14 protein-coding genes and 1 pseudogene are annotated in these 12,339 nt (G+C 64.3%); 9 read left to right on the plus strand and 6 right to left on the minus strand.

What is annotated here, in order from left to right; all coding sequences use genetic code 11:
• Positions 1-298: 298 nt before the first annotated feature.
• Entirely contained in the window at positions 299-724 is a 426-nt protein-coding gene (locus PWP93_RS32370) for a VOC family protein (protein ID WP_421047636.1), read from the minus strand.
• A 341-nt stretch (positions 725-1,065) separates the two neighbouring features.
• Here PWP93_RS32370 and PWP93_RS32375 point away from each other — a divergent pair, with 341 nt between their 5' ends.
• Complete coding sequence (locus PWP93_RS32375) at positions 1,066-1,362, plus strand: YciI family protein (RefSeq protein WP_421047637.1); 297 nt, start codon at positions 1,066-1,068, stop codon at positions 1,360-1,362.
• Entirely contained in the window at positions 1,359-1,955 is a 597-nt protein-coding gene (locus tag PWP93_RS32380; RefSeq protein ID WP_421047638.1) for an AAA family ATPase, read from the plus strand. The genes PWP93_RS32375 and PWP93_RS32380 overlap by 4 nt, the downstream gene beginning before the upstream one ends.
• A 6-nt stretch (positions 1,956-1,961) precedes the next feature.
• On the opposite strand, the gene PWP93_RS32385 is transcribed toward PWP93_RS32380, so the two are convergent.
• Together PWP93_RS32385 and PWP93_RS32390 are read right to left on the minus strand one after the other, a co-directional pair.
• Positions 1,962-2,753 carry an FRG domain-containing protein gene (locus PWP93_RS32385; protein WP_421047639.1) on the minus strand — a complete coding sequence of 264 codons (792 nt, stop codon included), beginning with the start codon at positions 2,751-2,753 and terminating at the stop codon, positions 1,962-1,964.
• Positions 2,754-2,838: 85 nt separating this feature from the next.
• Positions 2,839-3,813 (minus strand): response regulator, encoded by a 975-nt coding sequence (locus PWP93_RS32390; protein WP_421047640.1) that lies wholly within the window; start codon positions 3,811-3,813, stop codon positions 2,839-2,841.
• A 359-nt stretch (positions 3,814-4,172) separates the two neighbouring features.
• On the opposite strand from PWP93_RS32390, the gene PWP93_RS32395 reads away from it, so the two are divergent.
• Positions 4,173-4,670 (plus strand): acyl-CoA thioesterase, encoded by a 498-nt coding sequence (locus tag PWP93_RS32395; protein WP_421028758.1) that lies wholly within the window; start codon positions 4,173-4,175, stop codon positions 4,668-4,670.
• 13 nt (positions 4,671-4,683) lie between these two features.
• Here PWP93_RS32395 and PWP93_RS32400 read toward each other — a convergent pair whose 3' ends face one another.
• Entirely contained in the window at positions 4,684-6,141 is a 1,458-nt protein-coding gene (locus PWP93_RS32400) for an ATP-binding protein (RefSeq protein ID WP_421047641.1), read from the minus strand.
• Positions 6,142-6,620: 479 nt separating this feature from the next.
• On the opposite strand from PWP93_RS32400, the gene PWP93_RS32405 reads away from it, so the two are divergent.
• The 3 genes from PWP93_RS32405 to PWP93_RS32415 are packed head-to-tail and all read left to right on the plus strand — an operon-like array spanning position 6,621 to position 8,512.
• Entirely contained in the window at positions 6,621-7,130 is a 510-nt protein-coding gene (locus tag PWP93_RS32405; protein WP_421047642.1) for a hypothetical protein, read from the plus strand.
• Positions 7,081-7,974 (plus strand): diguanylate cyclase, encoded by an 894-nt coding sequence (locus PWP93_RS32410; protein WP_421047643.1) that lies wholly within the window; start codon positions 7,081-7,083, stop codon positions 7,972-7,974. The genes PWP93_RS32405 and PWP93_RS32410 overlap by 50 nt, the downstream gene beginning before the upstream one ends.
• 58 nt (positions 7,975-8,032) lie before the next feature.
• Positions 8,033-8,512, plus strand: a complete 480-nt coding sequence (locus PWP93_RS32415; RefSeq protein ID WP_421028218.1) for an OsmC family protein — start codon at positions 8,033-8,035, stop codon at positions 8,510-8,512.
• 13 nt (positions 8,513-8,525) lie between these two features.
• Here the strand turns inward: PWP93_RS32415 and PWP93_RS32420 are convergent, their stop codons facing one another.
• Positions 8,526-9,425, minus strand: a complete 900-nt coding sequence (locus tag PWP93_RS32420) for a LysR family transcriptional regulator (RefSeq protein ID WP_421047644.1) — start codon at positions 9,423-9,425, stop codon at positions 8,526-8,528.
• A 98-nt stretch (positions 9,426-9,523) separates the two neighbouring features.
• Between PWP93_RS32420 and PWP93_RS32425 the strand changes: the two genes are divergently transcribed.
• Positions 9,524-10,540 carry an NAD-dependent epimerase/dehydratase family protein gene (locus PWP93_RS32425; RefSeq protein ID WP_421047645.1) on the plus strand — a complete coding sequence of 339 codons (1,017 nt, stop codon included), beginning with the start codon at positions 9,524-9,526 and terminating at the stop codon, positions 10,538-10,540.
• 91 nt (positions 10,541-10,631) lie between these two features.
• Here PWP93_RS32425 and PWP93_RS32430 read toward each other — a convergent pair.
• Positions 10,632-10,761 (minus strand): annotated as a pseudogene (locus PWP93_RS32430) (IS5/IS1182 family transposase); the annotation flags it as partial.
• A gap of 295 nt (positions 10,762-11,056) precedes the next feature.
• On the opposite strand from PWP93_RS32430, the gene PWP93_RS32435 reads away from it, so the two are divergent.
• Positions 11,057-11,314: a PAAR domain-containing protein gene (locus tag PWP93_RS32435; RefSeq protein ID WP_421047646.1), complete on the plus strand. Its 258-nt coding sequence runs from the start codon at positions 11,057-11,059 to the stop codon at positions 11,312-11,314.
• 136 nt (positions 11,315-11,450) lie between these two features.
• The gene (locus PWP93_RS32440) at positions 11,451-12,221 is read left to right on the plus strand and encodes a contractile injection system protein, VgrG/Pvc8 family (RefSeq protein WP_421047647.1); all 771 of its coding nucleotides are present in this window, start codon (positions 11,451-11,453) and stop codon (positions 12,219-12,221) included.
• Positions 12,222-12,339: the final 118 nt, after the last annotated feature.

A 12,339-nucleotide genomic window follows, 5' to 3' on the forward strand; every position in this document is an offset into this window, starting at 1 on the left:
TGCAGGAGACCGGCAAGGCATGCGCTGGGCGGCACAGTTGCGGGCACGCAACGCAAATGCGAGAACTGAGCGGTTTACCTCGCTTTGCTTGTGAATTCGTCCCACGAATCGCGGCCGTAGACTAGTCTTGCATTCAAACAACGATGGTTGATGGGGGATGAAAATGAACGTGACCAACTGGATCGTAGTGCTCGACTGCGCGTACATGGAATACTCGAGCTGGCTCGGCAAGAACGTTTACCGGCGCACCGTCGCATACGATCGCGTCGTGTGGTGCTGAACGGCACAGGCGCCGCCTTCAGGGAGTTGATTCAAGCCACTGCGGATTCCAGGTGACTTCCCAGAGATGCCCATCGGGGTCCTGGAAATAGCCTGGGTAGCCGCCCCAAAATGTGTCGTGCGCGGGCTTGACGACGCGCGCGCCAGCCGAAGCCGCTTGCGCCATGGCGGCATCCACTTCGGCTTTCGAAGCAACGTTGTAACCGAGGCTTAGCTCGGTAGGGCTGGCCGGCCCCACCGCCAGCCCCATGTCGTGAGCCATGCTCGCGCGCGGCCAGAGCGCCAGACGGAAGCCGGGTTGCAGGTCGATGAACACCACGGCCCCGTGCTCGAACTCCTTGCCCACGATGCCTTCGGTGGGTAAGCCCAGACCCTCGCGGTAAAAGCGCAATGAAGCTTCGAGATCGTCGACGCCTGGCGTAATGACGCTGATGCGGGGTTTCATGCGATGGGCTCGCTGTCGGTAAGGCGTAAAGCGTAAGGCGGTAAGGCGTGATGCCGATGCAGCCAGCAGGCTGCCCAGCGTACGCTTGCCGCGCAACGAAGTCCAATCGTGGGTCCGGCTCCGCCTTCGAATGCGTCCGACCATGCCTCAGCGCACTACGGGCAGCGTCTCGACCTCATGCGCATGCCCCAGCGTCCGCCCGAGTACGGGGATGCCGCCCCCGACGCGAATGCGGGCAAGGGGCGCGCGGACCGCCCGCGCAAAGCGCGGCGCACGCGGTGACTCCCGCGATGACGCCGAGCCACTACAATGCGCTACAGGAATTCAATCTGGAGCGCCCCATGTACATCGTCTCGCTGACCTACACCGCCTCGCTCGACCGCATCGACGACGCCCTGCCGGCCCACCGGGACTATCTCAACGCGCAGTTCGCCGCCGGTCATTTCGTGGCCGCAGGACCTAAGGTGCCGCGCGACGGCGGCGTGATACTCGCATCGAACATGGAGCGTGCGCGGCTCGACGCCATCCTCGCCGCCGATCCGTTCGCCGGACTGGGGCTCGCTACCTATGCCGTCACGGAGTTCAAGGCAACGCGTCTTGCGCCGAACCTGAATCTGCCGCGCGCCGAGGCGTCGTGAGCGCGCGGCGCGGCCATGGGGATCGCCGTGTGGTCATCTCCGGCTGTTCGGGAGGCGGCAAATCCGCGCTGCTCGCCGAACTCGCGCAGCGCGGTCATGCAGTGTTGGAAGAGCCGGGCAGACGCATCGTCGAAGCTGAATTGCGCAGCAACGGTCACGCGCTGCCGTGGGTCGATCTGCGCGCTTTCCTGTTGCGCGCTATCGACCTCGCGCATGCCGATCTGGCAAGCGTCGATACGCATGGCGCCTGTGGCTGGATCTTTTTCGATCGCGGCCTGATCGACGCATTGGCCGCACGAGCGCATCTCGAAGGACGTCCGCTTACCGCAGGGGCGAGCGGCACGCAACGGCACTATCACCACCGGGTCTTTGTCACGCCACCGTGGCCCGAGATCTATGTGCAGGACGACGCGCGGCGTCATGACTTCGCGAGCGCCACGCAAGAATACGAACGCTTGCTCGCCGCCTGGCCGTCCTTCGGCTACGAAATCACGCTCGTACCCAAAACCGATGTGGCCGCACGCGCCGATTTCGTGCTGCGCAAGTTGCAGGACGATCTGGACGCGCGCGGCGAAGGCATAGACGCCCTGTAACTCCCCTCACTGCTGCGCCTGCATCATCCCCGACCACATGATCTCCAGCTCCACGCCGATCGAGCGCGCGAGCCCGTCCAGCCCCGGAAACAGCGAAGCGTTCGTGATGTTCATGCGGTAGAGCCACTTCATCGCGTCCATGCGGATGCGCGCGGGCAGCACGATCTGATGCAGCAGTTCCTCGTTGCTCTCGTAGCCGTCGAGAATGCTCTGCAAGGGCTTGTCGATCACGCCAGGCACGACGAAAGTGCCCGACTGGGCCACGAGCCGGTCGTCCATCTCGGTGGGCTCGCCCGACCACAGCACTTCATTGGTATTGCAGAAAAAATACCGCTCGAAGTGCCCGGGCACGCGTGGGTCGATCACGTCGCGCGTGAGCACGGGATCGGCTTTCGGACGCGCACGATTGTTCCAGAGCGCGGGGGTGTTCAGTGCATAGACGGCGGCGTCGCCAGTCGCGCGCTCGAGCGCGAAGAAAGCCGCCACGAACGGGCTCTTGGTGAAGTCCAGCAGCCGCGTAGGCGCGCCGTGGTGCTGCATGAGCGCGAGGCAGCGCAGATCGTCGGCGAGTATGCCGGGATGCGCGAGAAAGTTGTGCGCCTTGCGGCGAAATACGCGAATCGCGCGCTCCTCGCGTGCACGCCATTGGCCGCGGTCGCCCACGAAATCGCGCATGTACCGCGAAAGCGAGCTCTCCAGCCGCCATTGGGCGTTCTGCTGCCCGCGAAATGCCCAGCCGTCGAGCTGCGTCGTCAGCTCCATGAACTGGTTCCAGTTGGCGAGTTCGGTGGTCTGCATGGGAGTGTCCGGGGGATAACCTGTGGCTGCGCGCGTGCCAGACACGCTACCACACCAACGATTACATCGCGAAGTTAGCGCGAAGTCAGTGCATCCGTTGCATACGCAACCACTTCGCGTAGGGCACGAGTTCCGGCACCACGTCCGCACTGCCGATACGGGTCCAGCTGACCCAGGTATCCGGCGCGCCCGGCGCCGGCTGCGGCACCGCGAATTCCACGTTGGCCATGCCGGGCCGGTACGCTTCGTTGGGCCAGAACACCGGCATGATGCGGCGTTCTTCCATTTCCTCGCGCAACGCGGCGGGCCCGCCCTCGTCGGTCAAGACCTCGCATTGCGCCGCCCAATCGTGCGCGTCCCATGCCAGAAATACGCCCGCCTGGCCCGTTACATCGAACGTGAGCACTGCGTTCTGCTCGGGCCGCCAATAATATTCGACGATGCGCTCGCGCAGCACGAGCGCATCGAGTGCCTCGGCCACGCCCCGGTCCGTATAGGCCGCGCCCACTCCGTGCACGCCGATATGCCCGTGCCCCGCGCAGAATTTGCGCTGCGCATTGGCAAGCGCCTGCGCGAGCTTGCGCGCCATGCCCGGGTCGGACTTCTTCAGGTAGAAGTGAATGAGCCCCGCGTTGAACGCATCCACGGCATGCGATTCGTCGGCGGTGCCGGTAAGCAGGATGCGCGTGCAGTTGGCGTCCTTCATTGCATCTTTCACCGAGGCGAGAAATTCGAGCCCATCCTGCCCGGGCATGTCGTAGTCCACCACGATGGCCGCGACTTGCAAAAAGCGCCTGGCGTCGGCCAGCGCGTCCTTGCCCAGCGCATTGCCGCCCCGCTTCTCGAACTCCGACCATAGCTCGCCCGAGGTCGGGCTGTGGCCCGCGCCGCGCGCGCCCTGCGCCTCGATGAACGCGCGCGCTTCGGACTGCGAGGTGAAGAAATGATGCGTGAAGGCATTCGGGAAGAAGCCGCGCAGTGCATGGAGAAAGTCTGCACTGTCGTCGAGAAAAACCACGGATACGGGGTAGAAAACCGGCTGTCTGACGATGGAACTCATGTAATGGCCTCGGTGCTCGCAACAGACCCACGGCGCGAATCGATGCTGCTCATTGCGGATGGCGCGCCGCCGGCTGCCAGATTATGCGGCCTTGCGGGCGCACGCGGCAACCGTTGCGCTCGCCGCAGGCGATCTTCATCGTGCGCCCGGACCCGCCTGATCGTTTGCACCCGCGCTCGCCCGCGCGTTTGCATACGACTATCGCAAGCTGTCAAGCTCAAGCAACTGAAAGATCCTCGCGACTATGTGATCAAGGCGGTTTTGGCGGCAAGGGAACGCGCAGAGAATTGGCGCATGTCTTCAAACATCGAGGACATGCGTGGCCGCCGCCGGCGGCCAATTCCAACTGGAGTATTGAAATGAATGCCCGTGAATCGATCCCTTCCGTGCTCTCCCGTGGCGCCAACGGCTTTAGCACGGAAATCATGGAAGCCACGCCGAGCAAGACCTTCCATCATGTCATCGACATTTACCTCAAGGACTCGAATGCCTTCATGAACACTTATTTCGCCCGCTATTTCGAATGGCAGGGCATTTGCCGCGAGCGCTGGTTCCACGAATGCATCCACAATAATCTGCTTGCGGCGGGCGGCGTCTTCGTCACGAAGCGCGCGCACCAGGAATATGTGCAAGAGACGTTTCCGTTTCAACGCGTCGATTGCTATCTGAACACCTTCCAGGTGCGCCAATGCTCCGCCTATCTGGTGTTTCGCTTTTGCGTGGACGGGCGCCCCGTTTCGCTCGGTTACCAGCAGATTCTCTTTGCCGGCACCGACAAGCGGATTCGCCGTTTTCCGCCGGGGATCATCGAGCGCGTCAAGGAATATGAACTCGTCCTGCCTGCAGGGACGAATTAAAACGTGAATTGATTCAACCCACGTAGTCCTGCCCCGCCGTCCAACGGCGGGGCTTGCCCCCCGGATCGTGAAGCGCGCGGTCGGCGGCAGACCCCGGTTCGGGCAGTTGCAGCGTAAACGTGGTCGCCACGTTGGCCTCGGACTCGCAGGCGATCGCGCCGCCCAGCGCCTGGGCCACGCGCCAGCAAAACGCGAGCCCCATGCCCGCTCCCTTGCCGTGAGACTTGGTGGAATAGAACGGCTCGAAAATATGCGGAAGCACGTCGGGGGCAATGCCCGGGCCGTTGTCGGCAAAGCGCAGCACGCAATAGCCGTCCTCGCTCGAGGCCGAGATTTGCACACTGCCGCTGCCGCTCGAGTGAATCGCAAAGAGCGCGTTCTTGAGCAGGTTGAAGAGCACAAACACGATAAGCGAATCGGAGCCCGAAAATTCCAGTTGCGGGTCGATGGGCAACACCTTGACCAGTTCGCGCTCGCCCGGACGGAACGGAAAGCGCTCGAGCGCCGCGTTCACGCAGGAACGGATGGAGTAGGCCTCGAAGCTGCGGCGGTCGAGCCGGTCGAGCGTGAACGATGCCAGCGACATTTCGACGACGGTGCTCGTGCTGTCCACCTGCCGCTGTATCGAAGAAGCCAGCGACGAAAGACGCTCCGACTGCCCCGGATACAGACCGTCCACGCATAGCTGGTGCTGCACGGCCAATTGGTAGCCGCGCATGAGCTCGGGCAGCACGTTGCCGATTTCCTCGGCGTGCATGCCGATGGCCGCCAGCGGCGTGGCGACTTCGTGCGCCACCGTCGCCGCGAGCAAATACGGCCGCATGAGGCCATAGCGCACGATGGTCACCGCAAGAATGCCGAGGCTCAAGGCGATGAACACTGCGCCCACCGGATAGAACGCCAGGCCGTAATTGACCGCGTAGTCGGAAGCAGCGAGCCCATAGAGGCACAGGCTCAGCAAGCACAGATCGAGCAGCTTGCGGCGGTCGTGCGCGTGGCTCTGGCGTCGCGCGGAGAACAGCAGCCACGCGCTGCGCAATGCGAGCAGCACCGTCTGCGCGACGTGCACCGGATGCAGCAGCCCCGCGCGCGGATACTTGCCGAAGAAGAAACTGCCGTAACCCGAGATCACCTCATCGCTCACCGCGAGCGCCATGGCGAGCACGATGCACAAGCCGTACGAGGCAAACAGCAGCGGCCGCTCGCTGCGCCGCGCGGCGACTTCGATCACGAAGTGATAGAAGGTGGTGGGCAAAAACAGAATGAACAGGTAGCCGAACTTGACGAGCGCGCCCGCCAGGCCAGGCTCCGAAGTCTGAAACAGAAATGCCCAGGTGCCTTGCCAGACGAAGGTGGTTCCGCACATCGCCGCAAACGGCAGCGAGAGGCGCGTCACACCTTCCGTGAGCAATACGTACACGCCGAACCCGAGAAACAAGGCGGATACGAACGCGGGCAAGATCGAATACATAAATGGGTCGCGTGATTCTTGTTTTCGTCGAACGGCGCGTGGCGCAGGCGCGTAAGGCAGTGTTGAATACGGCGTTCAAAAGCGTCCCCGTGCAGCTTTTTTTCGTTTGCCTGCCAGCCGCCACGCGCAACAGGTCCATCGTTGCGATTATCGCTTGAATCGACGACTTTTTCGCGAAATGCCACATAACTGTACACAAAAATGCGCGATGAATCGTCAATGCGCGGCTTGCCGCTGCGGCTCGATTGCAGCGCCGCGCTGCAAGACCGTTGGACAGGCGGATATCGGGGGCATTGGATCGGAGAAGATGATTTTACGCTGCTATGCTTCGCGCATGAGACCAGGCCAATGCGCCAGACGATGGACCGGACAGCCGGCCGACACATACCCATACACTTTGTAATGTCGGTGACACCATGCAGCACAGTGCGAAGCGCACGTCAGACCCAAGCCGGCCCGACCGTTTCTCCAGCATCGTCATGAAACGGCCTCGTCTCGTGGTGACGCTATGCTTCGTCGGCGCCATGGCGCTCGTGACGCTCGTGGGGTTGCGCCAGCTTTACAACCTCGCGCGCTCCGACCTGCAAAACCGCCAGCGCGACCTCGAAGTGCGCGCCGTGGGCGTGGATGCGCTCCTCGACACCGAGCGCCGCCACCTCGTGGCGCTGCGCAACTATGCCGAGCATGTGCTCGCCGCGGGGGAGCAGCAACGCATCGACGTCGAAAGCGCTGCTGTGCAAACGGCACCCGGACAAACGTCGCAGCCGGCCTGGCAAGTACCCGGCTTGCTGGGCGGCCCCGCCGTGTTCGGGACCAACGCGGCGAACCTTGCGGGCCAGGAGGGCTTTCATCGCGACGAGGCCACGCTGCCCGGCGACATCGCGCTCGCTCGGGCGCTCAGCCCGCTCGTGGAAATCAGCCAATACCAATGGGAGCATCGTGTACTTCCGCAACGGCGCGGTCATCGCACAGCGTCCGGCACGCTTTAGCCCCAGCCTGCTGCAAACGGCGGCGAAATCGGTCGATACGTCGATGCGGCAAGGCTCGGGCTATCTCGAACGCGACGGCCAGTACCTGCTCTACCGGCGCATCGGCCAGTCGCACTGGATCCTGCTCGCGGCCACGGACAACGCCGAGCTCACGATCGCCACCGCGCGGCGCGTGCTGGGCAGCCCGGTGATTGCCGCGTGGATCGTGCTCGGCCTGCTGCTGATCGGCACGCTGCGCATCGTGACCAATATATTCGGGCACTACGTGGAGGCGAGCGCGCGGCTCGAAACGCTCGCCCGCAGCGACCCGCTAACGGGGCTCGCGAACCGCCGCCGCTTTCAGGAAGTCTTCGCCGAAGCACGCGAACGCGCGAACCGCGCGCCGCAGCAGCCGGCTCCCATGGCGGTGCTCATGCTCGACATCGACTTCTTCAAGCGCGTCAACGACTGCTTCGGCCACGCGGCCGGCGACCGCGTGCTGACGATCTTCGCCGCGATCCTGCGCGCCAACCTGCGCGGCGTCGATCTGCCCGCGCGCATGGGCGGCGAGGAATTCGCGGCGTTGCTGCCCGATGCCGATCTCGCTGCCGCCACCGCCGTTGCCGAGCGCGTGCGCCTCGCGATCGAGGGCCACACGCGCGACGTCACCGTGCCCGCCAGCACCGAACATCCCGAAGCCATCGCGTTCACGGTGTCCATCGGCGTGGCCGCGAGTCCCGTGGATGGCCCCATCGACTACGAGGCGCTCATGCACGTGGCCGACGAACGGCTCTACCTGGCGAAGCAGGGCGGACGCAACCGCGTCGTGCAGGCCAGCACGCCTGTGCCGGACGTCAAGGCATGACGCCGGACTCGCGCGCCAGTGGGATAATGCGCGCTGACCGACCGCACGGAGAACGTCAATGGCGCACACGGAGCATCAATACACGGTAACGGTGCAATGGACCGGCAATCGTGGCACGGGCACTTCAGGCTACCGCGACTACGGCCGCGACCACACGATCGAAGCGGCGGGCAAGCCCGCCATCCCCGGTTCGTCGGACCCCGCGTTTCGCGGCGACCGCACGCGCTGGAACCCCGAGGAGCTGCTCGTGGCCTCGGTGAGCGCGTGCCACAAGCTCTGGTATCTGCACCTGTGCGCCGATGCGGGCATCGCCGTGCTCGCCTATGTGGACGAGGCGCAAGGCACCATGACCGACGGCGGCCCCGAACCCGGGCGCTTCACCGAGGTCGTGCTGCGCCCGCGCGTGACGATCCGCGCAGGCGACGATGCGAGCCTTGCCGCGCAACTCCATCACACAGCACACGAGAAGTGCTACGTCGCGAACTCGGTTAACTTCCCGGTCCGCTGCGAACCCGTTATCGAGGTCGCGACCGCGTGACACCATCCCGGCCTCAGCCGCGCGCGCTCGCGATATACGCTTCCAGACCGCCCGCGAGCGCGTCGAACACCGCCTTGCAGCGGCGGTTGCCGCGCAGGTCTTCGTGCATCGTGACCCAGGTTTGCAGCTTGAGGGCGCACACGCGCGGCAGCACGCGCCGCAACCGGACATCGCGCCGCGCGACGCCGGTCTGGCACATGCCGATGCCGCAGCCCGCGCGTATCATCGCCAACTGCGCAACGTCGCTGTCGGTGCGCAGCGCAAACGCCTCGCGTTTCAGGTACGGCAGCTTGCGCATGGCCTCGCGCAAGAACGGCGTGACGGTGTCGAACCCGATCAGCGTGTGTTGCGCGAGATCGGCGAGCGTTTTCGGCGTGCCGCGCCCGGCGAGATAGTCGTCGCGCGCGTGCATTCCGACCTCAATTTCGCCGATGCGCCGCGCAATCAGCATCTCCTGTTGCGGCTGCGTCATGCGCACGGCGATATCCACTTCACGCTGCAGCAGATCCTGCACGCGGTTGGACGGCACCAACTCCACCACCAGTTCCGGATGCGCGCGGCCTAGCTGCGCGAGCACCGGCGGCAGCACTTCCACGCTCACGATCTCGCTTGCCGAGACGCGCACCACGCCGCGCATGGCATTGCCCTGTCCCAACGCGGCGCGTTCGAGCGCCGCCGCCGTGCTGCGCATGGATTCGGCGTAGCCGCGCAGCGTGCGCGCCGCTTCAGTGGGCAGGAAGCCCGCGGGCGAGCGCGTGAAGAGCGGCTGGCCGAACGCGGCCTCGAGCGCCGCCACGTGCCGCCCCGCCGTGGGCTGCGTGATGCCGAGCGCGCGCGCCGCGCCCGAGAGCGAGCCCTCGGTGAGCACCGCGAGAAAAGTCCGGTAGAGTTCCCAGTTCAGATTCGATGCCATGCATAAATGTATAGCCGATACGCGATTCCAGGCAATTTTTTATTGGCCCCGAGACGCGCAGAATCACGCCATCGACACCTCTCAAACGGAGCACGGACATGGCAACGCACTCTCTCGAAACAGGCCGCACGGCGCTCGTGCTGGGCGTAACCGGCGGCATCGGGGGCGAAGTCGCGCGGCAACTGATCGGCGCGGGCTGGCGCGTGCGCGCGCTGCAACGCGGAACCCGCGCGGCCACGACCACGCGCGTCGGCCATGGCAACGAACAGGTGCAAGGCGACGCCATGGACCGCGAAGCCGTGATGCGCGCCGCGCAGGACTGCGAGGTGATCGTGCACGCGGTCAATCCGCCGGGCTACAAGCGCTGGGCCGAACTCGTGCTGCCCATGATCGACAACACGATCGCCGCCGCCCAGGCCGTGGGCGCGACCGTGGTGCTGCCGGGCACCGTCTACAATTTCGGGCCGGAGGCGCTGCCGCTCGTGAGCGAAGACGCGCCGCAGCGGCCGCGCACCCGCAAGGGCGCGATTCGCGTCGCGCTGGAGCAGCGCCTGGAAACGGCTGCGGCGCATGGCGTGCGCTCGATCATCGTGCGCGCCGGCGACTTCTTCGGCCCGCGCGTGGGCAATAGCTGGCTTGCGCAGGGTTTCGTGAAGATGGGGCAGCCCGTGCGCACGGTCCGCGAGCCCGGCGCGCCTGGCGTCGGCCACGCGTGGGCCTATGTACCCGATGCGGCCCGCACGATAGTCGAATTGATCGAGATGCGCGCAAGACTCGCGCCGTTCGCGCGCTTTCACATGGCCGGGCATTGGGACGCCGACGGCACACAAATGGCCGCCGCCATCTGCCGCGTCGCGCAACGCCATGGCTTGCACGCGCAGCGCAAGCCATTCCCGTGGCTGCTGATTTATGCCGCGGCGCCGTTTGCCACCACGCCTCGCGAGATGCTGGAGATGCGGTATCTGTGGCGTGAAGCGCTTGAACTCGATAACACGAGGCTGGTGGCGACGCTGGGTAGCGAGCCGCATACGCCGCTCGACGTGGCCGTCGAGGCGACGTTGGCCGGGCTCGGTTGTCTCGGCGATGGCATGGGCGCGCTGGCCAGCGCGCTGTGAGGGGCGGCTCTGTTCACACTCTCACGAGCAGTCAAAGGCACAGGGAGGCGAGATAGTTCCCTGCGAACTTGTCGTAGCGAGTAGCGACTCAGCGCAAATGTTTGATACGACTGAAAAAGGCGTTCGACGATGTTCCGGGTCCGATACAACACACGGCTATAGCGACGCCTGGTCTTGCGGATCGAACGCGGCGGGATGACGGCCTTCGCAGGCGTGGTGCGGTGCCCGTGCAGGTATCGCGCATGGGGGAGATTACTGGGAGCAGAAAAAGCAAAAGGCCCGCGTTGTGCGGGGCCGGTTTTCGAGGCTGGATCAACCGTCCGAACTAATCGCCATATTAGACCGCTCTTATCGATTATCAAACGAATTTAACGCTTGCGGCGCGATATGCAATGCACATCTGTTTTGGAATGATATTTCGGAATTTTCGTATGTTGAAGAAAAATTAGCTCGCCCAAGCTATCCAGCGTGAGGGCAGCATCTGCCGCCCCTTACCTGGACTGGCCGCAGAAAATCATGAGAGACGCAACAACGGGGCGCGAGGTCGCGCGCCTGGGCGATACCACAGACCACGGCGGCGAAGTCATTGAGGCCGCATCGAACCTCACACACCAGGGCATACCCGTCGCGCTCGACGGCCACCTTGTACGCTGCCCGAAGTGCGGTGGCGACTTTGCAATTGTCGCGAAGGGCAAGCGCACGCACGGCGGCGTACCGGTGGCGTTCATCGGTGACACCACAACGTGCGGCGCGACATTGCAGAGGGGGACATGAGAATGTGGTTCTCCAGGAGTTACACGACCTCCATACATATGCAAGGTCGCGAATTGCCCGTACGGAAAATCATCCTGCAATTGTCGAGACGGGAAGAAGAAGCCCACAGCGAATATCGAGCAGCACAGCATCAAGCATGGAGACGGACAAGAGTACGTCTTCGACAGTGAACGAATCGAATCCTACGAGCCGGCCGGGTACGCACAGCCGGAGACCACCCACTACCGCACAGAGCCGGTGGAAAGTCCTGGACCGCCGCGGGGAGGCGCAGCATCTCGCCCGCGTGAAACTCGAAGCCGCACGCTGCGGGCGCATGCGTGCGAAGGGCCGCGGCGCGCTGCGCGGCATCGAGCCCGGCAGGACATTCAAATTGACGGACCACCCGTTCGCCGAAGCAAACGGCAAATATCTCGTGCTGAATTGCAGGATCGATATCCGGGGAATGCAAGGGCTGTCGTCGAAGTTCGACGGCAGAGCAGTGGAATATGAATTTGACACGCAGTTCGAACTCCACCCGACGCGCGAGCCGTATCGCATGCCGCAGGTCACACCGCGTCCACGCATCGACGGGTACGAACATGCGGTGATTGTTGGGTGGAAGCAGATTCCGATGGCGATCGATGCGTACAACCGCGTGCTAATCCAGGGCGCGTTGGACCGCGAGGGCAACCATCACGGGAATACGTCCATCTGGGTGCGCAACCGATGGCCCCATGTTGGTCCCGTCACACCTTGCACCGATTGCACCTTATCCCGTGCAGCTATCGTGCGGTGCGCTGGCTGCGGCCATGCCTGCAGGAACGGGGCCGGGGGAAAACACTATGCCAGCGACGCCAGTTGCACCAGCACAGCAACGTACCGCTGGCGAACCAAAGGCTGCCGGGAATGCGCCTGCTGCGTCAGATAGTGCGCCTGCTGGCACACCTGGGCAATCGTCCCCCGGTACTGCGCGAGCCATTCCAGTCAAGGCTGCCAGTGACGAACCGTGTGAGCACACTTTGAAGAATATCCCCGTCTCGACCGTA

This window comes from Paraburkholderia sp. A1RI-2L (assembly GCF_048957375.1).
In the GTDB taxonomy this organism is placed as follows: Bacteria; Pseudomonadota; Gammaproteobacteria; order Burkholderiales; family Burkholderiaceae; genus Paraburkholderia.

Excerpts from the sequence above, each read along its gene's own strand:
- PWP93_RS32385 (WP_421047639.1), bottom strand. The coding sequence starts at position 2,753 with ATGCAGACCACCGAACTCGCCAACTGGAACCAGTTCATGGAGCTGACG.
- PWP93_RS32370 (WP_421047636.1), bottom strand. The coding sequence starts at position 724 with ATGAAACCCCGCATCAGCGTCATTACGCCAGGCGTCGACGATCTCGAA.
- PWP93_RS32400 (WP_421047641.1), bottom strand. The coding sequence starts at position 6,141 with ATGTATTCGATCTTGCCCGCGTTCGTATCCGCCTTGTTTCTCGGGTTC.
- PWP93_RS32375 (WP_421047637.1), top strand. The coding sequence starts at position 1,066 with ATGTACATCGTCTCGCTGACCTACACCGCCTCGCTCGACCGCATCGAC.
- PWP93_RS32405 (WP_421047642.1), top strand. The coding sequence starts at position 6,621 with ATGAAACGGCCTCGTCTCGTGGTGACGCTATGCTTCGTCGGCGCCATG.
- PWP93_RS32425 (WP_421047645.1), top strand. The coding sequence starts at position 9,524 with ATGGCAACGCACTCTCTCGAAACAGGCCGCACGGCGCTCGTGCTGGGC.
- PWP93_RS32435 (WP_421047646.1), top strand. The coding sequence starts at position 11,057 with ATGAGAGACGCAACAACGGGGCGCGAGGTCGCGCGCCTGGGCGATACC.
- PWP93_RS32395 (WP_421028758.1), top strand. The coding sequence starts at position 4,173 with ATGAATGCCCGTGAATCGATCCCTTCCGTGCTCTCCCGTGGCGCCAAC.
- PWP93_RS32420 (WP_421047644.1), bottom strand. The coding sequence starts at position 9,425 with ATGGCATCGAATCTGAACTGGGAACTCTACCGGACTTTTCTCGCGGTG.
- PWP93_RS32390 (WP_421047640.1), bottom strand. The coding sequence starts at position 3,813 with ATGAGTTCCATCGTCAGACAGCCGGTTTTCTACCCCGTATCCGTGGTT.
- PWP93_RS32415 (WP_421028218.1), top strand. The coding sequence starts at position 8,033 with ATGGCGCACACGGAGCATCAATACACGGTAACGGTGCAATGGACCGGC.
- PWP93_RS32440 (WP_421047647.1), top strand. The coding sequence starts at position 11,451 with ATGGAGACGGACAAGAGTACGTCTTCGACAGTGAACGAATCGAATCCT.